General features: G+C 64.7%; 24 protein-coding genes. 6 read left to right on the plus strand and 18 right to left on the minus strand.

Features of this window, described 5'->3' with window-relative positions:
- Positions 1–4: 4 nt before the first annotated feature.
- Both otsB and EF888_RS18820 read right to left on the minus strand, forming a co-directional pair.
- Positions 5–784: a trehalose-phosphatase gene (gene otsB, locus EF888_RS18815; RefSeq protein ID WP_109760894.1), complete on the minus strand. Its 780-nt coding sequence runs from the start codon at positions 782–784 to the stop codon at positions 5–7.
- A gap of 177 nt (positions 785–961) precedes the next feature.
- Positions 962–1,708, minus strand: coding sequence for a DUF1013 domain-containing protein (locus EF888_RS18820; RefSeq protein ID WP_109760893.1), 747 nt, complete (start codon positions 1,706–1,708; stop codon positions 962–964).
- A 122-nt stretch (positions 1,709–1,830) separates the two neighbouring features.
- On the opposite strand from EF888_RS18820, the gene EF888_RS18825 reads away from it, so the two are divergent.
- On the plus strand, positions 1,831–2,460 hold the full coding sequence (locus EF888_RS18825) for a ribonuclease T2 family protein (RefSeq protein WP_109760892.1): 630 nt from the start codon (positions 1,831–1,833) through the stop codon (positions 2,458–2,460).
- On the opposite strand, the gene EF888_RS18830 is transcribed toward EF888_RS18825, so the two are convergent.
- Both EF888_RS18830 and EF888_RS18835 read right to left on the minus strand, forming a co-directional pair.
- Positions 2,457–3,428: an NAD(P)H-quinone oxidoreductase gene (locus EF888_RS18830; RefSeq protein WP_109760891.1), complete on the minus strand. Its 972-nt coding sequence runs from the start codon at positions 3,426–3,428 to the stop codon at positions 2,457–2,459. The genes EF888_RS18825 and EF888_RS18830 overlap by 4 nt on opposite strands.
- Positions 3,428–4,129, minus strand: a complete 702-nt coding sequence (locus EF888_RS18835; protein ID WP_109760890.1) for a COQ9 family protein — start codon at positions 4,127–4,129, stop codon at positions 3,428–3,430. The genes EF888_RS18830 and EF888_RS18835 overlap by 1 nt, the downstream gene beginning before the upstream one ends.
- Before the next feature lie 107 nt (positions 4,130–4,236).
- Between EF888_RS18835 and rpsU the strand changes: the two genes are divergently transcribed.
- Positions 4,237–4,443, plus strand: a complete 207-nt coding sequence (rpsU, locus tag EF888_RS18840) for a 30S ribosomal protein S21 (RefSeq protein WP_007818122.1) — start codon at positions 4,237–4,239, stop codon at positions 4,441–4,443.
- Positions 4,444–4,618: 175 nt separating this feature from the next.
- The gene (locus tag EF888_RS18845) at positions 4,619–5,035 is read left to right on the plus strand and encodes an OsmC family protein (protein WP_109760889.1); all 417 of its coding nucleotides are present in this window, start codon (positions 4,619–4,621) and stop codon (positions 5,033–5,035) included.
- A gap of 3 nt (positions 5,036–5,038) precedes the next feature.
- Here EF888_RS18845 and EF888_RS18850 read toward each other — a convergent pair whose 3' ends face one another.
- Entirely contained in the window at positions 5,039–5,497 is a 459-nt protein-coding gene (locus tag EF888_RS18850) for an Lrp/AsnC family transcriptional regulator (RefSeq protein WP_109760946.1), read from the minus strand.
- 133 nt (positions 5,498–5,630) lie between these two features.
- Here EF888_RS18850 and ald point away from each other — a divergent pair, with 133 nt between their 5' ends.
- Positions 5,631–6,749, plus strand: a complete 1,119-nt coding sequence (gene ald / locus EF888_RS18855; protein ID WP_109760888.1) for an alanine dehydrogenase — start codon at positions 5,631–5,633, stop codon at positions 6,747–6,749.
- Positions 6,750–6,794: 45 nt separating this feature from the next.
- On the opposite strand, the gene mscL is transcribed toward ald, so the two are convergent.
- The 10 genes from mscL to pyk form a co-directional block, all read right to left on the minus strand.
- The gene (mscL, locus tag EF888_RS18860; RefSeq protein WP_109760887.1) at positions 6,795–7,223 is read right to left on the minus strand and encodes a large conductance mechanosensitive channel protein MscL; all 429 of its coding nucleotides are present in this window, start codon (positions 7,221–7,223) and stop codon (positions 6,795–6,797) included.
- A gap of 162 nt (positions 7,224–7,385) precedes the next feature.
- Positions 7,386–9,779, minus strand: coding sequence for a phenylalanine--tRNA ligase subunit beta (gene pheT / locus EF888_RS18865; protein ID WP_109760886.1), 2,394 nt, complete (start codon positions 9,777–9,779; stop codon positions 7,386–7,388).
- The gene (locus EF888_RS18870) at positions 9,776–10,039 is read right to left on the minus strand and encodes a hypothetical protein (RefSeq protein ID WP_109760885.1); all 264 of its coding nucleotides are present in this window, start codon (positions 10,037–10,039) and stop codon (positions 9,776–9,778) included. The genes pheT and EF888_RS18870 overlap by 4 nt, the downstream gene beginning before the upstream one ends.
- Positions 10,039–11,103 (minus strand): phenylalanine--tRNA ligase subunit alpha, encoded by a 1,065-nt coding sequence (gene pheS, locus EF888_RS18875; RefSeq protein ID WP_109760884.1) that lies wholly within the window; start codon positions 11,101–11,103, stop codon positions 10,039–10,041. Before pheS ends, EF888_RS18870 begins: the two co-directional genes overlap by 1 nt.
- A 30-nt stretch (positions 11,104–11,133) precedes the next feature.
- The gene (locus tag EF888_RS18880) at positions 11,134–11,799 is read right to left on the minus strand and encodes an SGNH/GDSL hydrolase family protein (protein WP_164721755.1); all 666 of its coding nucleotides are present in this window, start codon (positions 11,797–11,799) and stop codon (positions 11,134–11,136) included.
- Position 11,800: 1 nt separating this feature from the next.
- Positions 11,801–12,244 (minus strand): VOC family protein, encoded by a 444-nt coding sequence (locus tag EF888_RS18885; protein WP_241239737.1) that lies wholly within the window; start codon positions 12,242–12,244, stop codon positions 11,801–11,803.
- Between the two features lie 77 nt (positions 12,245–12,321).
- Complete coding sequence (gene rplT / locus EF888_RS18890; protein WP_109760882.1) at positions 12,322–12,684, minus strand: 50S ribosomal protein L20; 363 nt, start codon at positions 12,682–12,684, stop codon at positions 12,322–12,324.
- Between the two features lie 12 nt (positions 12,685–12,696).
- Positions 12,697–12,897 carry a 50S ribosomal protein L35 gene (gene rpmI / locus EF888_RS18895; RefSeq protein WP_109760881.1) on the minus strand — a complete coding sequence of 67 codons (201 nt, stop codon included), beginning with the start codon at positions 12,895–12,897 and terminating at the stop codon, positions 12,697–12,699.
- A 136-nt stretch (positions 12,898–13,033) separates the two neighbouring features.
- Positions 13,034–13,258, minus strand: coding sequence for a hypothetical protein (locus EF888_RS18900; RefSeq protein ID WP_241239738.1), 225 nt, complete (start codon positions 13,256–13,258; stop codon positions 13,034–13,036).
- 42 nt (positions 13,259–13,300) lie between these two features.
- On the minus strand, positions 13,301–14,746 hold the full coding sequence (gene pyk / locus EF888_RS18905; RefSeq protein WP_109760880.1) for a pyruvate kinase: 1,446 nt from the start codon (positions 14,744–14,746) through the stop codon (positions 13,301–13,303).
- Between the two features lie 100 nt (positions 14,747–14,846).
- On the opposite strand from pyk, the gene EF888_RS18910 reads away from it, so the two are divergent.
- Both EF888_RS18910 and EF888_RS18915 read left to right on the plus strand, forming a co-directional pair.
- Positions 14,847–15,608 carry an N-formylglutamate amidohydrolase gene (locus tag EF888_RS18910; protein ID WP_109760879.1) on the plus strand — a complete coding sequence of 254 codons (762 nt, stop codon included), beginning with the start codon at positions 14,847–14,849 and terminating at the stop codon, positions 15,606–15,608.
- A 15-nt stretch (positions 15,609–15,623) separates the two neighbouring features.
- Entirely contained in the window at positions 15,624–15,926 is a 303-nt protein-coding gene (locus EF888_RS18915) for a DUF1244 domain-containing protein (RefSeq protein ID WP_109760878.1), read from the plus strand.
- On the opposite strand, the gene EF888_RS18920 is transcribed toward EF888_RS18915, so the two are convergent.
- The 3 genes from EF888_RS18920 to dgcA all read right to left on the minus strand — a co-directional run bounded on the left by EF888_RS18920 (position 15,917) and on the right by dgcA (position 20,088).
- Positions 15,917–18,088 carry a putative bifunctional diguanylate cyclase/phosphodiesterase gene (locus EF888_RS18920; protein ID WP_109760877.1) on the minus strand — a complete coding sequence of 724 codons (2,172 nt, stop codon included), beginning with the start codon at positions 18,086–18,088 and terminating at the stop codon, positions 15,917–15,919. The two genes, EF888_RS18915 and EF888_RS18920, sit on opposite strands and share 10 nt — an antisense overlap.
- 106 nt (positions 18,089–18,194) lie before the next feature.
- Positions 18,195–19,058, minus strand: a complete 864-nt coding sequence (locus EF888_RS18925; RefSeq protein WP_109760876.1) for a D-amino-acid transaminase — start codon at positions 19,056–19,058, stop codon at positions 18,195–18,197.
- Positions 19,059–19,122: 64 nt separating this feature from the next.
- Positions 19,123–20,088, minus strand: coding sequence for an N-acetyl-D-Glu racemase DgcA (gene dgcA / locus EF888_RS18930; protein WP_109760875.1), 966 nt, complete (start codon positions 20,086–20,088; stop codon positions 19,123–19,125).

The raw sequence follows: 20,088 nt of genomic DNA on the forward strand, positions 1-20,088 counted from the left end.
TCCATCACTCCTTTTGGGTCATCCTCTTGAGAAACCGCGTCACATCCTGCGGCGATTCAGCTCTGAACTCCGCTCCCGTCTCCCCGGTCCCGACCTTGACCGAAAGACCGCCACGCGCCCTCACCCAAGACAGCGCAGGCTCGTCCGTCGTGTCGTCGCCGAAATAGACCGGCATCCTTCCCGCATAGGGCGCCGCGCGCATCAGACGCTCCACCGCCTTTTCCTTCCCGACATCCGGCGGCCGAAACTCAAGCGCCATCTTGGCCGGGTGAAGCTCGAAGGCCCCGTGGCGCCGCTCCAGCTCCGCGGCATAGTCTTTGACCTCTTGCGCCACCGCCTCGGACGCGCGCCGGTAATGCAGGACCGCGCCCGTCGGTTTCGCCTCGGCCTGGACACCCGGCCTTTCCTCGGCGAAGGCAGAGCAGTCCTCGAAAAGCAGTTTGACCTCTTCCGAACCCGAAAGCCTGTGCTCCGACGCGACGCCGCAGATCCGGGTTTCTCCGCCATGGCACCCGACGATGTCGCCAGCGAAGCTCGGCAGGAACGACAGGATGACCTCTACGCTCCGACCGCTGACGATGCACACCGCGCCATTCGCCACATCGACCAAGTCCGACAGCAGCCCCGGCAGCGCATCCGAAACGCTTACGGCCTCCGGACGATCCGCTATCTCGACGAGTGTGCCGTCGAAGTCGACGAAGATGGCGCACACCCCAGGATCGGCGGAGGGAAACGTCGATCCTGGGGTGTCGCTGTCGTCGGTCGTGTCGAATACGTCAGTCATCTAGTAACGCGAGCCGATCCTGTCGGAGCCGTGGGTCGGGAAATTATGGCGCTTCGGCTTGTGTTCACTTGGCCAACGGACCCGCACGGAAGTTGTTCCGCAAAAAACGACGGGGCGCGTCAGACCGACGCGCCCCACTTATCGAAGTCGCCGAATGCCTGACCTGCAGGCAATCCCTCACTCCTCTTCGTCGTCGTCGTCCGAGGCGTCGGGAAGATTGAAGAACGTGTCCTTGTCCGGAACACGCCGATCCACGTCGTCGTCGTCGTGCTGGGTCAGGGTAAACGTCTCCAGACCCGAAATCGCGGTCGGAATGCGCGGCTCGGTATCGCCGCCAAGCGACTGCTCGGTCGACACCAGCTTGCGGCGCTCCTCGTCCGTCATCACCTCGCCGTCCTTTACCCGCTTCGACGCAGCTTTCTGAACGACCGCATCCAGTTCGGACTGCTTGCAGAGGCCCAGAGCGACGGGGTCGATCGGCTGAATGTTCCCGATGTTCCAGTGCGTGCGCTCGCGGATCGACTGGATCGTGGGCTTCGTCGTGCCGACAAGCTTCGAGATCTGGCCATCCGTCAACTCGGGGTGAAACTTCACCAGCCAGAGGATCGAAGCCGGACGGTCCTGCCTTTTGGACAAAGGCGTATAGCGCGGACCGCGGCGCTTCTCCTCGCCAACGGCGGCCGGGTTGAACTTCAGCTTCAGGCTGCGCGACGGGTCCTTCTCGGCGGTATCGATCTCGTCCTGCGTGAGCTGGTTGTTGGTAATGGGATCGAAGCCCTTCACGCCGGTCGCGACGTCGCCGTCGGCAATGCCCTGAACCTCGAGCTCGTGCAGTCCGCAGAATTCGGCGATCTGCTTGAAGCTCAGCGTGGTGTTGTCGACCAGCCAGACGGCAGTGGCCTTTGCCATGATCGGTTTGTTCATCGCGTCGTCTCCTGACAAATCTCTCCCGGTGCCTGAAACAGGCTGGGCCGGTAGACCCACTCCTCGAATTTCGGGGAATTGGCGGCTATATAATCGCGCAAGGCTTCGGAGGGAAGAGGGAAATGCGGTCACTCCTGGCACTGCTTCTTGCAGCGGGAACGGCGCAGGCCGACGGAGAAGCGGCGGGAGACTTCGACTATTACGTTATGTCGCTGTCCTGGTCGCCGACCTGGTGTGCGCTGGAAGGTGACGCGCGGAATGCCGCACAGTGCGATCCGAAGAAGGACGCAGGCTGGATCCTGCACGGTCTCTGGCCGCAATACGAAGACGGTTGGCCCAGCTACTGCCGCACCGATGCACGCAACCCGACCCGCGCCGATACGGCAGCCGAGGAAGACCTCTTCGGATCGTCAGGGAACGCCTGGCATCAGTGGAACAAGCACGGCCGCTGTTCGGGATTGTCCGCGGACGCCTTCTACGGCCTCGCACGGGACGCCTATGACCGGATCGAGAGACCCGCGATCTTCGCGCGCCTCGACCGTTCCGTCCGCCTGCCTGCCTCGGTCGTCGAGGATGCCTTCGTCGAAGCGAATCCGAACCTCGTCCCCGACGCGATCACGATCACCTGCACGTCAGGCCGCATCCAGGAGGCGCGGATCTGTCTGACGAAGGACTTGGAACCCCGCGTCTGCGGCAGCGACGTGATCCGCGACTGCACGATGCAGGACGCGCGTCTCGACCCGATCCGCTAGCCGGCGACCCTCAGAACGATCTTGCCGACGTGATCGGCCTCCAGCGCACGGTGCGCCTCTGCGGCATCCTCGAGCGCGAAGGCGCGATCCATGACCGGCGCGACTGCGCCCGAATCGAGAAGCGGCCAGACGTCCCGCCTCAAAGCGTCGGCGATGCGCGCCTTGGCCGCGACGGACTGGGGCCGCAGGGTCGATCCGGTGATCGAGATGCGGCGCACCATGACGTCCTGAAAATTGACCTCGGCCTTTGGTCCGCCGAGAAAGGCGATGAAGACAAGACGCCCGTCGACCTTCAGCGCCGCGATGTCCCGTGGGATGTAGCTTCCTCCGACCATGTCGAGGATAAGGTCCGCGCCACCTTCCGCCTTCATCACCTCGACGAAGTCCTCGGTGCGGTAGTTGATCGCCCGCTCGGCCCCGAGGTCCATGCAAGTCCCGCACTTCTCATCCGTTCCCGCAGTGGCGAAAACGCGCGCCCCGAAACGCCGCGCCAACTGGATCGCCGTCGTGCCGATACCCGACGTCCCGCCGTGGACGAGGAAGGTCTCTCCCGCCGTCAGGCCACCGCGTTCGAAAACGTTCGTCCAGACGGTGAAGTAGGTCTCGGGTAGGCAGGCCGCCTGATCTAGCCCCATTCCCTTGGGGATGGGGAGGCAGTGCGCAGCGGGCGTGACGGCGTATTCGGCGTATCCTCCGCCCGGCAGAAGCGCGCAGACCTCGTCTCCCTTTCTCCACTCGGTCACGCCCGGCCCGACCGCATCGATCATCCCCGAAGCCTCAAGGCCCGGCAGATCGGAAGCCCCCGGCGGCGGGGCATAGTTACCTGCCCGGTGAAGCGCGTCGGGGCGGTTTACCCCGGCCCAGGCGATGCGCAGGCGCACCTCGCCCACGTTCGGCTCGGGCATTGGACGCTCGCATGGCACGAGAACCTCCGGTCCGCCTGGACGGACGATCTGAACCGCACGCATCAGGTGTCCGGCGACCAGCGACCAGGCAGATTCGAACGGTCGGCGCGGGAGGGCGCCTTGACCCGCCCCATGATCGCCGCCTGGATCTCCATCAGCGGCTTCGTCAGCGGGTTCTTCCGCAGCCGGCCCTTTATCTCCTCGACAGACATCACGTTGTCGATGCGGCGGTCGATGAACTCCTTCGTCCGCTCGTGTCCGATGCTGTCATCGCCGAGCCAGTACAGGACCACCGACCCCCAGACCGCCGACAAGGTTGCGCGCTTGGAATACCAGTTTCCGTCGCGCGACGTGTCGCCAAGCGCAGTCCAGATCGCGTCCGACGTCTCCCAGATCAATTTCGCGCCCTCTGCCGCGTGTGTCGGAAGCGAAAACAACGCAGACGACTTTCGAGCCACTTCGCGGTCCGGCAAGGCCTCGACCCGGTAATGCAGGGCGGCGGACACGCGGTCGCGATAGCGCATGTCGACACTGCCGACCGACGCCATCTTCTCGACCATAGCACGGTCGCCCCTCCGATGCAGGGCGACGGCGAGGTCGATCGCGCCACGCGGCGCCAGCGCCTTCGCTTCCGCTTCTGTCATTCCGGCCTCGCTTGTGGCCGCGCGGAAAGTCGCGGGCGACCAGCCGTCGAACGGGACGTGGTCGAGTGCGGCGTCGAGAAGCGCTTCAAGACGGGGATCCGTCGGAAGGGTCTTGGTCATGGAAACCTCCGGGAATGCATGCAGTTTACAAGCTAGCGCGCCCCTGCTATAGGGCCACTTCCTGCAAATTCTGTGCAACTCTAACTTAGAAAGGTGGTGACAACCACATGCAGGTCAGTGTTCGCGACAACAACGTCGATCAGGCGCTTCGTGCCCTGAAGAAAAAGCTGCAGCGTGAGGGCGTATTCCGTGAGATGAAGCTTCGGCAACATTTCGAGAAGCCCTCCGAGAAGAAAGCGCGCGAGAAGGCCGAGGCCATCCGCCGCGCCCGCAAGCTTGCGCGCAAGAAGGCGCAGCGCGAGGGCCTTCTCTAGGCTTCTGAACACCTGGGTGGCATGGTCCTGGACCGAACCACCGAACGACGACCCCCGTGGCCCTGCCCGGGGGTTTGTTGTTTCCAGCGCCCCCCGCTTCGACAGAGACACCGGCGCGCCCTTGCCTGCCCGTGACAGTGGACGTAAGTCACCTCCGTCACAGCGGAGAGCGCGCATGAAGTCCACGATCACCTGGCTCGGCAACAAGACCTTCACAGGCCAGACCGAAAGCGGCCATTCGATCGTGATCGGAACTGCGGACGGCAACGCACCGAAGCCCGGTCCCTCCGCGATGGAACTGGTGCTTTTAGGCGCGGGAAGCTGCTCGGCCTGGGACGTGGTCGAAATCCTGAAGAAGGGCCGCCAGCAGATCGAGGATGTCATCGTCGAACTCGACGCCGACCGTGCGCCCGAGCCTCCCAAGGTCTTTACGCGGATCCACATGCACTTCGTCGTCAAGGGGCGGGGCTTGTCCGAAGAGCGCGTGAAGCGCGCCATCGACCTGTCGGTCGAGAAGTATTGCTCGGCCACGATGATGCTCGAGAAGACCGCAACCGTCACACACGACTTCGAGGTTGTCGAAACCGCCTGACTCCTAGACTGGCAGCGCCGTGGTATGCCGCACGGTGCGGAGCGAAAAGGACGAGTGCATCTGCGCGACGCCGGGCAACCGTGCGAGCTTCTTGCGGTGGATGCGGGCGAAGTCTTCGGTATCGGCCGCCACCACTTTCAGAAGATAGTCGGCCGTCCCCGCCATGAGGTGACATTCAAGGACGTCGGGGATCAGCCGTACTTCGCGTTCGAAGGCGTCAAGCACTTCGTCCGTCTGGCCAGACAGCGTGATCTCGACGAAGACCACCGTCGAGCGTTCGAGCCTTTTAGGATCGAGCAAGGCGACATAGCCCAGAATGACACCTGCTTCTTCCAGTCGCTGTACCCGCCTATGGCACGCAGAAGCGGACAGGTTCACCGTCTCGGAGAGTTCCGCATTGCTGATGCGGCCTCGTTTTTGAAGCGTTGCGAGGATGCGGGCATCTGTCGCGTCCAGTTCAATCAACACGCAAGAATCTCCGTCAATTCCCTGAACCATCCGAAGGTTCTTTCGTGATAGCGACTTTGGCAGCTTCAGAAAAGACACAGCTTGCATCCGATTCCGCCGATACTCCACGCAACACAAGGAGTGCGAAATGAAGATCGGTTGCCCGAAAGAGATCAAGCCGCAGGAGTTCCGGGTGGGCATGACCCCCTCGACCGCCGGCGAGGCTGTGCGTCACGGTCACGCCGTCCTGATCGAGACCGGGGCTGGCCTGGGCGCGGGCTTCGAAGACGCCGATTACGTCGCGCAGGGTGCAAACATTGCCACCGGTGCGGCGCAAATCTTCGCCGAGGCCGACATGATCGTGAAGGTGAAGGAACCGCAGGCGGTCGAGCGTGCGATGCTTCGCGAGGGCCAGGTTCTGTTCACCTACCTCCACCTCGCTCCCGATCCGGACCAGACGCGCGACCTCCTGGCTTCCGGCGCGACCTGCATCGCCTATGAGACGGTAACTGACGCGGGTGGCGGCCTGCCGCTTCTGGCACCCATGTCCGAGGTTGCGGGTCGACTTGCGCCCCAGGTCGGCGCATGGACTCTTCAGAAAGCCAACGGCGGACGCGGCGTCCTTCTTGGTGGCGTGCCGGGCGTCGGGCCGGCCGAGGTCGTAGTGATCGGCGGCGGTGTCGTCGGCACCAACGCCGCCCGTGTGGCGGCCGGAATGGGCGCGAACGTCACGGTGCTCGACCGCTCGCTGACGCGCCTGCGCTACCTCGACGACGTCTTCTCGCGCGACTTCCGTAATCGCTTCGCCAGTGCCGCGGCAACAGCCGAACTGATCGCCACGGCGGACATGGTGATTGGCGCCGTGCTGATCCCCGGCGCCGCCGCACCCAAGATCGTCAGTCGCGCAGACCTTTCGACGATGAAGCGCGGGGCAGCCGTCGTCGACGTGGCCATCGACCAAGGCGGGTGCTTCGAGACCTCGAAAGCCACCACCCACGAGAACCCGATCTATGAAGTCGACGGGATAATGCATTATTGCGTGGCGAACATGCCGGGTGCCGTCGCGCGGACCTCGACCATCGCGCTGACGAACGCGACGATGCCCTTCCTTCTGGCGCTCGCCGACAAGGGATGGCGCGTCGCCTGTTCCGAGGACCCGCACCTGCGCGCCGGACTGAACGTTCACGCCGGGACCCTCACCTATGCCGCTGTCGGCAGAGCCCTCGGCCTCGAGTCCGTCCCCGCGGAACAGGCCATCCGAATGTGAAAAGGCCCGCCGAACTGGCGGGCCTTTCGCCGTTCTGCAGATATGTCAGGCGCGTAGGCGAAGCGCGTCCCGGATGTCGATCAGAAGGTCCTTCTCCGAGGGGCCGGTATCGACTTCGGGCGCGACGTCGTCGGGCCGGACCGCCGATGCCTTCACGCGGTTCACCATCTTCACCAGCATGAACACGACCCATGCGATGATGAGGAAGTTGATTACGGCCGTGAAGAACGAGCCGTAGGCAAAGACCGTCGCCCCTGCGTCGCGCGCCTGCGCGAGGCTGGCATACTCGCCGCCGCCCATGACCCAGAACAGGTTGCTGAAGTCGACTCCGCCGGTGAAAAGCCCGATGATCGGGTTGATCAAGTCATCCACCAGAGACGTGACGATGGCCGTGAAGGCCGCACCGATAATGATGCCGACGGCCATGTCCATGACATTGCCCTTGGCGATGAAATCCTTGAATTCGTTTATCATGTTATCCCTCTTGCTGAGTGTTTCAGACGGGACGCCAATGCTTCGCCACGGCTGTTCACACATTGTTTGCGCGAACAATCCTTTAGCCTCATACGGTACTGTTGCAATGGGAATGTTTGGACCGGCGCGTCAGAGCGCCGACCTTAGCTCTTTCGCCTGCACTTACCCTCGCAGGACGCCGCCCGTCGCCTTGCCCACCTTCTCGACGATGGTACGGCCCACGGCCTCGATCTGGTCCTCGGTTAGCGTCGCCTCTCGCGGCTGCAAACGCACGGCGATGGCGAGCGACTTCTTTCCAACGCCGAGGCTGCCGCCCACGAACTCGTCGAAGACGCGCACCTCGTCGATCAGCGCCTTGTCCGCGCCCAGGGCCGCGTTCACGACGTCGATCGCCTCCACACCCGCGTCGAGGACGAAGGCGAAGTCCCGCTCCACCGCCTGCAGGTCGCTGATCGCGAGGGCCCCACGCGAGGCACTGGTGTTCTTCGGCTCGGGGATCGCGGCGATATGGACGCTGAAGCCCACTACCGGACCCTTCACGTCGAGCGCACGCAGGACCTTCGGGTGCAATTCACCGAAGGCCGCGAGTACGATCTTGGGGCCGAGAGTGATGCGCGACGACCGCCCGGGATGCCACCAGCCCTTGGCGCCACGCGGATACTGGACGCGCGCGGGCGCGCCGAGCGCCGACAGCACCGCCTCGGCGTCGGCCTTGGCGTCGTAGACGTCGACCGGGCGGCGTGTCCCGTGGACCTCCTTGGGCCCCGTCGCACCCACGCGGATGCCGGTCAGCAGCATCTCCTGCTCGCCCGGTTCACCGCCGTGGAAGATCGCGCCGACTTCAAAGAGCGCCAGGTCCTGGAAGCCGCGCGCCTGGTTTCGCGCCGCCGCCCGCAACAGGCCTGGCAGAAGCGAGGGTCGCATGTGCGTCATCTCGGACGAGATCGGGTTGGCGACCCGCCTGCCTTCCGCTCCGCCGAAAAGGGCTGCCGCCGTCTCGTCGATGAAGCTGTAGGTCACGCACTCGTTGTAGCCAAGCGCCGCCGTCAGCCGCCGCGCCACCTGCTCGCGCTTCTGCATCGGCGTCAGGATCGGCTTCGGTACGCCGGCTGTCATGCGCGGCATCGGCGTCGGCTGGAGGTTGGTGAGCGACGCGATGCGGGCCACCTCCTCCACGAGGTCCGCCTCGCCCTGCACGTCCGGCCTCCACGAGGGCGGCGTCGCCATGTCGCCGTCGAGCGTGAACCCCAGCCGTTTCAGCGTCGCGCGCTGTTCTGCCTCGGGGATGTCCATGCCGACGAGCGAGGAACACCGTGCGGTGTCCAAACGGTAGGACCGTGTCGTATCGGGCACTGCACCAGCCTCGACCACATCGGAGGCCTCTCCGCCGCACAACTCGAGGATCATCCTTGTCGCGGCGTCCAGCCCCGGACGGGTGAAGGCCGGGTCGACGCCTCGTTCGAAACGGTAACGCGCGTCCGAGTTGATCTTCAGCGCGCGGCCCGTGTTGGCGATGGTGACGGGATCCCAGTAGGCGCTTTCGAGGAATACGTTCACCGTCTCTTCGGTCACGCCCGACTCCTCGCCGCCCATGACGCCCGCGATGCTTTCGGGCGCGCGGTCATCGGAAATGACGATCATCCCCGGCTCGAAGCTGTAGGTCTTCTCGTCCAGCGCAAGCAGCGTCTCGCCACCCTTGGCGCGGTGGACGCGGAGGTTTCCCCGAACCTTGTCGGCGTCGAAGACGTGCAGCGGGCGGTTGCGGTCATAGGTGAAGAAGTTGGTGATGTCGACGAGCGCCGAGATGGGGCGCAGGCCGATGGCGCGCAGACGCTTCTGCAGCCACTCGGGCGAAGGCCCGTTCTTCACGCCCCGGATCACGCGGCCCGCGAAATAGGGGGCGCCATCCAGCGTGTCGGCGTCGATGGTCACGCCGATGGGGCTGGGGAAGCTGCCCTGCACCGGCTCGATCCCGCGGTCGATCTTCGTCCCTATCCCACGCGCGGCGAGATCACGGGCGATCCCCTCGACGCCGAGCGCGTCGGGGCGGTTCGGAGTGATGGCGATCTCGATCACCGGGTCCACCGCCTCGGGCCGGTTCTTCGCCAGCCAGTCCACGAAACTCTCGCCGACCTCGCCCGAGGGCAGCTCGATGATGCCGTCGTGCTCGTCGGACAGTTCCAGCTCGCGCTCCGAGGCCATCATCCCGTGGCTCTCGATGCCCCGGATCTTGCCGACAGACAGCGTCACGTCGATGCCGGGGACATAGTCGCCGGGCTTGCAGACGACGACTGTGATCCCCTCGCGCGCGTTCGGCGCGCCGCAAATGATCTGCTTCTCGCCCTCGTCGGTGGCGACCACGCAGACGCGGAGACGGTCGGCATCCGGGTGCTGCTCGGCCTTCAGGACCTTGCCGAGGGTGAAGCTCTTGAGCCTGTCGGCAGGGTTCTCGATGCCTTCCACCTCCAGCCCGAGGTCGGTGAGGGTCTCGGCGATCTCGTCCACGGAGGCGGGTGTGGCGAGGTGCTCGTGGAGCCACGAGAGAGTGAATTTCATTTCTTTGAGCTCGCATTATTTAAAAGATTGCCGACAATATTCGCCGTCCAAATAAACGCGAAGCCTAAGACAAAGGTGTAGAACGAATACGCGGCCACGCCTTCAAGGGTGAACATATCGTTCAATACTACGGTTCGAAGACTCTCAGAAAATCCAATGCCTTCAGACATGCCTCCGAAGACGGCCAATGCAATTGTCACGATTGAATAACCAAGCAGCAAAAACCCCAGAATGCGAACGACCTTCAGATAATTTGCCATCAAAGCCCCCCATGCAGCGTCGGCACCTGCAGCGCGCTGAACCCGTAGTGCCTCAGCCACCGCAGATCCGAGTCGAAGAACGCCCGCAGATCCGGAATCCCGTACTTCAGCATCGCCATACGGTCGATGCCCATGCCGAAGGCGAAGCCCTGCCAGACCGCCGGGTCGATTCCACCTGCCTGCAGCACCTTGGGATGCACCATTCCCGACCCCAGCACCTCGAGCCAGCCGTCGCCCTCACCGACGCGGACCGTGCCGCCTTCCCAGGAGCACTGGATGTCTACCTCGGCCGATGGCTCGGTGAAGGGAAAGTGCGAGGCGCGGAAGCGGGTCTTCACCTTGGTGCCGAAGAAGGCCGAGAAGAACTCCTCCAGCACCCACTTCAGGTTCGCCATCGAGATGTCGCGGTCGATGGCCAGACCCTCGACCTGATGGAACATCGGCGTGTGGGTCTGGTCGTAGTCGGCGCGGTAGACGCGGCCCGGGCATATGATGCGCAGCGGCGCGCCGTGCTGCTGCATCGAGCGGATCTGGACGGGCGAGGTGTGGGTGCGCAGCACGTGGGGCGGGCGGTTGTCGCCGTCCTTGCCCGCCATGTAGAAGGTGTCCATTTCGGTCCGCGCCGGGTGGTGCGACGGGATGTTCAGCGCGTCGAAGTTATACCAGTCGTCCTCGATCTGCGGGCCCTCGGCCACTGCGAAGCCCATGTCGGCGAGGATGGCGGTGACCTCCTCGGTCACTTGGCTGACGGGATGGATCGTGCCCTGCGGACGCGGGCGACCCGGCAGCGTGACGTCCAGCCACTCGGCGCGCAGGCGCTCGTCCAGCGCCGCATCCTCGAGCGCCGCCTTTTTCGCCGCGAGCGCCGAATTGATCTCGTCCTTCAGCGCATTCAGGCGCGGGCCTTCGACCTGCCGCTCTTCGGGCGTCATGCGGCCCAGTTCACGCATGGCGAGGCTGACTTCGCCCTTCTTTCCGACGGCCGCGAGGCGCAGCTCCTCGAGCGCCGCCTCGGTCCCTGCCTCGGCAATGCGGCCCAGATATTTCTGTCTCAGATCGTCCATGCCGGACCCTCGCTTCCCGTCCCGCTTCCCCTAGCGAGAGGCCCCGTCATTTGCAACCAAGGCCCGCGCGACGAGGCCTCCGATCACCTCGGATCCGGCGGGCGTCGGATGCACACGGTCGCTGTCGTAGAAGGCCGGGTTGCCGTCGATGGCCTCGCGCGTCGGCACGAAGGTGACACGCGGGTTCGACGAGGCGAGACGGGACAGCCGGCGACCGAGCTCGGCCAGCTCGTCCGAGCAGCTCGAGAAGCTTCCGCCGCCGCCCCGTACGGGACCGTAGTAGCCCACGATGACGACGCGCGCATTAGCGAGACGGGCGATCAGCGCGGGGTAGTCCTGCAACGACAGCCGGTCCAGCACCGCGTCGCAGCCAGAGCAGCCACAGGTGTTGCGCAGGTCGTTCGCGCCGCCGTTCAGGACGATCGTACCGAAGTCGCCCGCGCGGATCTGACCGGGGATGGACAGGCCGACCGCCGCGCGGACGCCCGAGGCGCGCATGGTAGCACCGGGCACCGAAGCGTCGAGGACGGGCGCCCCGATCCGCTTTTCGATGACATCGGCGACCGACGTGCCATCGCCCCGGTTCCAGGCGAGGATCGAGTCGCCGATGACAAGCACGTTCGCGTTCCGGTCGGTCACCTCGGGCGCGAAGCCGCACCCCCCGAGGGCGACGAGCAGTGAGAGGAGTATGGCCACCCTATGCATGGGGACCCGGCAGATCCGGGTGCTCTGGCGGACCCTTGATCTCGATCTTGTTGCCATCCGGATCCCGCACGTAGAAGGACGCCCCCATCCCGCGCGCTCCGCCGTGGATCGCCTCGCGCTCTATGGCGATGCCATGCTGTGCTAGGTGATCCCGCAAGGCATCGTGGCTGAAGGGCGCGCAGGAGAGGCACACGTGGTCGACGTTGCGCCCGCCCAAAACCGGCGGAACGGCGGCGGCCGCGCCCGGATGGCCCACGTCCCAGAGCACGATCAGCGCCGAGCCGAACCAGACCTGCTCCATCCCGAGCGACGGATAGCTGAACCCGGGCCGGCAGTTGAGCACGCCTTCGTAGAACGCGAGCGCGCGCGGCATGTCGGTAACCAGGAACACGACATGGTCGATTCCAACCGGATGGATGGGGTTGGTTTGACTCACTCTGCCCTCCCTCAAAGAAGGACGCCGCGCAACCCTCTCAGGTCCGCGGCGTCCTCTAACTGTCCGGGTTCCCGGCGTTACGCGAGCGCGGCCTTCGCCTGGTCGACGATCGCGCCGAAGGCGGCGGGCTCGTGTACGGCGAGATCGGCGAGGACCTTGCGGTCGACTTCGATCCCGGCAAGCGCCAGGCCGTTGATGAAGCGCGAATAGGTCAGCGTCTCGTCATGGCCGCGAACGGCAGCGTTGATGCGCTGGATCCACAGGGCGCGGAAGTTGCGCTTGCGAACCTTCCGGTCGCGCGTGGCGTACTGGTTCGCCTTGTCGACCGCCTGACGGGCGACTTTGAAGGTGTTCTTGCGGCGGCCATAATAGCCTTTCGCGGCATCGGTGACCTTCTTGTGACGGGCGTGGGTGGTCGTGCCCCCTTTAACGCGTGACATGTGTCGGTCTCCTCAGCGGTCGTAGGGCATGTAGCGCTTGGCCAGCTTCTGGTCCGGCTCGGACAGAACCTGCGTGCCACGCGCATCGCGGATGAACTTGGTGGTGCGTTTGATCATGCCGTGCCGCTTGCCGGCCTGGCCGCCTACGACCTTGCCGGTCGCGGTGACCTTGAAGCGCTTCTTGGCGCTCGACTTGGTCTTCATCTTGGGCATTTCCATCTCCTTCGTCGGACGGTGCAAAGACCCGCTCGGCATGCCACTTAGGCCGGCGGATCTGTCGGAGTGGGCCGGATACAACCGCACCCGTGCCGAAGCAAGGGAAAAGTGCGGTCCCCGGCCGCCGCAGGGCTCAGGCCCCGGTGAGAACCTTGACGAAGAGCTGAGGCATCTCGGCCACGGAATACCCGCCCGGACGGGACGAATTGGCGTAGAGGATCAGGACGCCACCCGCGAATAGGGCGAGCATCGCCGCGCGAGGCGGGCTGCCTCGGGAAAACGCGCCAACCGCCGTGGGGAAGGCCATGGCCAGAATGACCACGCCGATGACCATGATGAGATCGATGTACGGTGCCATGAGTCGGACCATGGAGGAAAAATTCGGCCTTTTTAGGGCGATCTATTCGGGATCGGCCGGAATGATGCGCCTTTCGTCACAGGACGCGACACGCAGGATGTTCGTGGTGCCCGCTTGCCCGAAGGGCACACCCGCGGTGACCACGAGGTAATCCGATGGCTGCGCGAACCCCTCGCTGATCGAAGCACGGGCCGAATTGAGGACAGCCGTCTTGAAGCGGTCGACCTCCTGCGTCTTCACGCAATGCAGGCCCCAGGTCAGCGACAGACGCCTCGCGGTTCCGATCTTCGAGGTCATCGCAATGATCGGAACATGCGGCCGCTCGCGCGCGACGAGAAGCGCCGTCGTGCCCGATTGCGAGTAACAGCAGATCACCTTGATGTCCGCCGTCTCGGCGATTTCGCGTGCGGCCGAGACGATGCCGTCGGCGACCGACCGTTTCGGCCCGCCCCGGCTGGCGTCGACGACATCGCGGTAGGTGGGGTCGCTTTCGACCTCCAGTGCCACGTTGTTCATGGTCTCGACGGCCTCGACCGGATATGCACCCGCAGCACTTTCGGCAGAGAGCATCACCGCATCGGCGCCCTCGTAGATGGCGGCCGCCACGTCGGAAACCTCGGCGCGTGTAGGCATCGGACTTTCGATCATCGATTCGAGCATCTGGGTCGCGACGATGACGGGTTTTGCCGCCGCGCGGCACTTGCGGACGAGACGTTTCTGTATCGGCGGCACGTTTTGCACCGGAAGTTCCACGCCCAGATCGCCGCGGGCGACCATGATGCCGTCCGACGCCGCGAGGATCGCATCGAATTCACGCACCGCCGCGGGCTTCTCGACCTTCGTCATGATCGCAGCACGACCCTTCACCAGCGCGCGCGCCTCGTGGACGTCCTCGACGCGCTGGACGAACGACAGCGCGAGCCAGTCGACGCCAAGCTCGCATGCGAATTCGAGGTCGGTGAGGTCCTTCTCGGACAGCGCCGCCAACGGAAGCACGACGTCCGGGACGTTGACGCCCTTGCGGTCCGAGATGGTGCCGCCGACCTCGACCGTGCAATCGGCGAAGTCAGGGCCGAACTCGCGCACTCTCAGACGTATCTTGCCGTCGTTGACGAGAAGTCGCGCGCCGGGTTCCAACGCCTCGAAGATCTCGCGGTGCGGAAGCTGGACGCGGGTGTTGTCGCCGGGCGCGTCGTCGAGGTCGAGGCGGAAGCTCTGACCCTCGGTCAATTCCTCACGACCCCTGGCGAAGGGACCCACCCGCAGCTTGGGACCCTGAAGGTCGGCGAGAATGGCGATTGGACGGCCGACGTCGGTTTCGACTTCGCGGATGATGCGATGGCGCGAGGCGATATCCTCGTGCGTGCCGTGGCTCATGTTCAGGCGGAACACGTCTGCGCCGGCATCGAACAGGGCGCGGATCATCTCGTAGGTGCTGGACGCGGGACCAAGTGTCGCGACGATTTTCACATTCCGGAGACGGCGCATGGTTCCAGTGTCCTTCCATCGGGTTTCGGGGTCCGTCTTAGCCTCAAATGTTAGCGCAGGACAACTGGCCATCCGCTTTTATCGCGGCTAGAGACAGCGCATGTCGTCCCCCTCCTCGGAACAGGACTGGGCCCCGGTCCGCCTCGTCGGCGAGGCGCGCACGTCGCGCTGGCTGGTGATTTGCGACCACGCGTCGAACGCGGTCCCGCCGTCGGTCGGCGGAGGCAGCCTCGGCGTCGCGGCCGAGGACATGGCGCGCCACATAGCCTATGATGTGGGCGCCGCCGGCCTCACCCTGCAATTGGCTGAGCTGCTCGGTGCTCCCGCCGTCCTTTCCACGTTCTCGCGTCTGGTGATCGATCCGAATCGAGGCGAGGACGATCCGACGCTTCTGATGAAGCTCTACGACGGCACGCTGATCCCCGCGAACCGGCACGCCGACCAGACCGAGGTCGAGCGGCGTCTGGACCTGTATCACCGGCCCTACCATGACGCCGTGGCTCGTCTGGCGGCGCGTCGGGCGGATACGGTGCTGATTTCGGTGCATTCCTTCACTCCGCAGTTCCGGCACCGGCAGCCGCGTCCCTGGCACGTCGGACTTCTTTTCGCGTCGGACGATCGCCTGTCGCGTCCGCTTCTCGACCTGCTTCGGGATGAGGGAAGCCTGGTCGTGGGGGAAAATCAGCCCTACTCCGGGACGCTCGAGGGCGATACCATCGACCGGCACGCCATTGCGCACGGCAGGCAGAATACCTTGCTAGAGGTGCGCAACGACCTGATCCGCGACGATGCGGGACAGACCGAATGGGCCGAGCGACTGGCACGCCTTCTTCCGCTGGCGCTGCGCCGAGCCGAAACCTGAACCGCAGGAGGACACATGGACGACCAGACCAGGATTGAACTCGAGGCGGCCGCATTCCGCAGGCTCCAGCGGCACCTGATGGAAGATCGGGCTGACGTGCAGAACATCGACCTGATGAACCTCGCTGGCTTCTGCCGCAACTGCTTGTCGAGATGGGTTCAGGAAGCGGCGGCCGAGCGCGGCATCGAGATGTCGACGGCACAGGCGCGCGAGGCCTATTACGGAATGCCCTACGACATTTGGAAGGCCGAACATCAGGCCGAAGCCACGCCTGAACAGAAGGGGGCCTTCGCCGCGTCCCATCCCGGTCACGACTGACGGCTCGCCGGAACACGCCCGTCCCGCTGGTTGCCTTCAAGAAAGGCGACCATGCCGGCGAAGGGCAGCGGTCGGGCGTACAGATATCCCTGCAACCGGTCGCACCCGAAATCCTTGAGGATCGTCTCATGCATCGGCGTTTCGACACCTTCGGCGGTGACGCCGATGTCGAGAGCCTGTGCGATGTCGATGATCGACCGAACCAGCTTCCGTGCCCGTTCCGACGTGGTGATCGGCTCCACCAGTCGGCGGTCGATCTTCAGACGGTCGGGCGCGATGCGCTTTAGGGCCACGATGGACGCGCGACCTGAGCCGAAGTCATCAACCTCGAATCGGACATTCATGCGGCGCAGCATCTCGACCCGCTTGAGGAAGGCGTCCGACTCCTCTTCCAGAAAGATGGTCTCGACGAGTTCCAGCGCGATGCCACCCCCGTAGTCCGCACGTTCGATGTCGGCGATGAAGCTCTCGCCCATGATCCGCTGCAGACTTACGTTGAACGACAGGCGCGGCAGGCACCCCGACAATCGGCGACATTCCCGGCACTCGGACGTGGCGGCGCGGAAGATGGCCGAGTCGATTTGGCCGTCGACCTGCATTTCTGCGGCTGCCGTCAGGAATTCCGAAGGCGGAAGAAGTCCGCGCTCCGGATGTTGCCAGCGCGCCAGCGTCTCGAACGCCGCGATTTCCCCCGTGAAAGGATTGATCTGGGGCTGGTAGACGGGAACGAACTCTCCCGCCTCCAGCCCGCGTGCGATGTCGTCGGTCAACCGTTTGCTTTCGCGGAGGCTTTGGAGATCGACGTGGTCGAAGACGGCGAAGCGCGCCCGGCCGGTCATCTTTGCCTTGTAGAGAGCGACATCAGAACTGGTGAGCAGGTCGTACGCGTCGATGAGCGGGGTGCGCGCGATCCCGATCGAGGCGGCGAAGCGACAGGGTCGGCCTTCGAAAAGGACCGGCTGCGAAACGGCGTCGATCAGCCGTCGCGCCAGAACCTCCGGTTCCTTGCTGCCGACCTTGCATCGGACGAGGACAACGAATTCGTCGCCCCCTGTTCTCGCGATCACGTCCTCTTCGCGCAGTCTTTCACGCAAGACGCGCGCGACCGACGTCAGGACATAGTCGCCCGCCGCATGACCCATGGTGTCGTTTATCTGCTTGAAACGGTCGAGGTCGATGTGCAGAGCCGCGATCTCTCCACCGCGGTCGCGGCGTCGCGCGATCATCTCGTCCAGCTTGATCTTGAGAAACCGCCGGTTGCCAAGCCCCGTCAACTCGTCGTGCAGCGCCTGGTGACTGATCTCGTAGTTCGCGCGCTCGAGGCGTTCGGCATACCGCTTCAGCTCTCTCTGCTGGTCGAGGAAATCGGAGATATCGACATAAAGCACGACCCTGTCGCCGTTCGAGGTCCCCGACCGGATGGCCCGATATTCCCGCCCCCGGATCGCGATGTGGAATTCCCTGTTACCCGGATCGCGCCAAAGTCTGCCCTGCTCCTGAAGCCACTCCTCCTCACGCCCGATTGCCTCGGGAAAGGCGTTGTTGACGAGGCCGAGGCGCAGGATCTGGTCTCCGGTCATGCCTTCGGTCAGCCCCCCGGCCCCGTCGGTCATAGACGCCGAGTAAGCCGTGTTGCAGATGACAAGGCGATCGCGGGAGTCGAAGATCGCGAAGGGGTCGGGCGCGGTGTCGAGCGCACTGATCAGCCGGCTCTGCGTCGCCTCGACCCGCGCGAGAAGCTGCTCGTTCTCAATGAGCGCCAGCTCTGCCGCCTGCTCCCGGTCCTTCAGGTCATCCACATCGCGCACCAGCACGACGGAATGCCGTCCGGGTCCGGTCGCATCGAACAGGGCGAAATAGGACACCCTGACCCAGAAGGTACTGCGGTCGTCGCGGATACACAGCGAATCCGTGCTGAAACTCGAGCGCCCGGACGCAAGCGGCTCCGTCACCGTCTGATGAAAGTCGGCGGTGTAGTCGTCGTGGTAGATCGACATCGCGTGACGGCCGATCATGTCGATCTGCGTCGCCCCGAACATGTGCGCAAACGGCTCGTTGACCCAGACGAATTCCGGTTCGACGTCGTTGCTGGCACGATAGGCGATCCCGACCGCGTCGACAGTCAGCTGCGGGAAGTTGGAGATCACGTCTTCTAGATTCATCACACCCGGTCGCACTCGGTCCTGACGGACGAGCGATAGGTGCAAGACCCTTAGGCATTACTGAATCCGAAGGCGTTCACCGACGCCCCAATGCTTCGGATTTTAGTCAGATGGCCGTCGCGCGGCTCTCCTCGAGATAGATTTCTCTCAGACGCTCCGCGACGGGGCCTGGCGTCCCCGATCCGACGGGTGTGCCGTCGATCTCGACCACAGGCGTGACGAAGGCCGAGGCCGACGTGATGAAGGCCTCGTCGGCATCCTTGGCCTCCTCTATGGTGAAAGGCCGTTCCTCCACACGCATCTGCGCCTCGCGCGCGAAGCGAAGGACGGCTGCGCGTGTGATGCCGTGCAGGATCTCGGTGCCGAGGTTCCGCGTCACGATCACGCCGTCCTTGACGATGTAAGCGTTGTTCGAGGTTCCCTCGGTCACCATGCCGTCCTCGACCATCCAGGCGTCGTCCTTGCCGGCCTTCTTGGCCATCATCTTGCCCATGGAGGGGTAGAGAAGCTGCACCGTCTTGATGTCGCGCCGTCCCCACCGGATGTCCTCGATCGAGATGACCCTTATTCCGGTCTTTGCCGCAGGACTGTCCGCGAGTCCGGGCTTGGACTGGGTGAACAGAATGAGGGAGGACCGAACCTCGTCAGGGTCAGGGAACGCGAAATCCCGGTCCGGGGCGGCGCCGCGCGTGACCTGGAGATATACCATACCGTCCGTCACGTCGTTTCGCTCGACGAGGTTGCGGTGGATCGCCAGTAGTTCGTCGGTCGTCACCGGCGCCGCAAGGTCCAGTTCGCCGAGCGAGCGCGCCAGCCGCTTGGCATGGCCGTCGAAGTCGATCAGCTTGCCTCCAAGCACGCTCGTCACCTCGTAGACGCCGTCGGCGAACAGAAAGCCCCGGTCGAAGACAGACACCTTTGCGTCCTCTTCGGGCAGATAGTCTCCGTTCACATAGACGATGCGGCTCATGGCGGTCCTCCGGTTTTCGGTCGGTTTAGCGGCATGGAAAGCGTTTGGCGAGAGCGGGCGCTTCCTAGCCCCAGAGCGCGGAGTCGGAGGGATACGCCCCCTCTTCGCCGTAATGCAACGGCGGGTCCCGGTCCTGGGCGAGAAGAAGGGGGCCGTCGAGGTCGACGACGTCGGCTCCCTGCGCCACCAGCACGGCGGGCGCCATGGCGAGCGAGGTACCGACCATGCAGCCGACCATCACCCCAAAGCCCGCGTCCCGTGCCGCGTCGCGCAGCGCCAGCGCCTCGGTCAACCCGCCGGTCTTGTCGAGCTTGATGTTGACCATGTCGTACTTGCCCTTCAGCGCTGGCAGGCTATCCCGGTCGTGGCAGCTCTCGTCCGCACAGACGGGCAGGGGACGCGCGATCTCGGCCAGAAGGTCGTCCTGTCCGACAGGCAAGGGTTGTTCGACAAGAGCGACCCCCATCCGGAGGAGGTGAGGCGCCAGTTCGCCATAAACGTCCGCAGTCCAACCTTCGTTCGCGTCGACGATGATCCGCGTGTCCGGGGCGCCCTCGCGCACCGCCTCCAGCCGCGCCATGTCGTCCTCGTCGCCGAGCTTGATCTTGAGAAGCGGACGATGAGCGTGACGCTGCGCGGCTGCTCTCATCCGATCCGGCGTGTCCAGGGACAGGGTGTAGGCCGTGGGAACCGGCCTAGGCGCTGCAAGGCCGGCAAGCTCCCAGACCCTTCGCCCGGAACGCCGGGCTTCGAGGTCCCAGAGGGCACAATCCACGGCATTCCGCGCGGCGCCCGCGGGAAGGTGTCTGTCCAAGCTCTCGCGAGCAACAGGTTGAGGAAGCGAGAGGATCGCGGCCTCTACCCCCTCCATTGTCTCGCCGTACCGCTTGTAGGGCACGCACTCTCCGCGGCCGATGACGCTGCCGTCCTCGACCGTTACGGTCAGCACTTCGGCGACGTCGCGCGAACCGCGCGAAATGGTGAAGGTCTCGGCCAGGCGAAAGCGTTCGGGCATCACGGTCAGCTTCAT

Origin of the sequence: Silicimonas algicola, assembly GCF_003970735.1 — a bacterium.
Taxonomy (GTDB): Bacteria; Pseudomonadota; Alphaproteobacteria; order Rhodobacterales; family Rhodobacteraceae; genus Silicimonas; species Silicimonas algicola.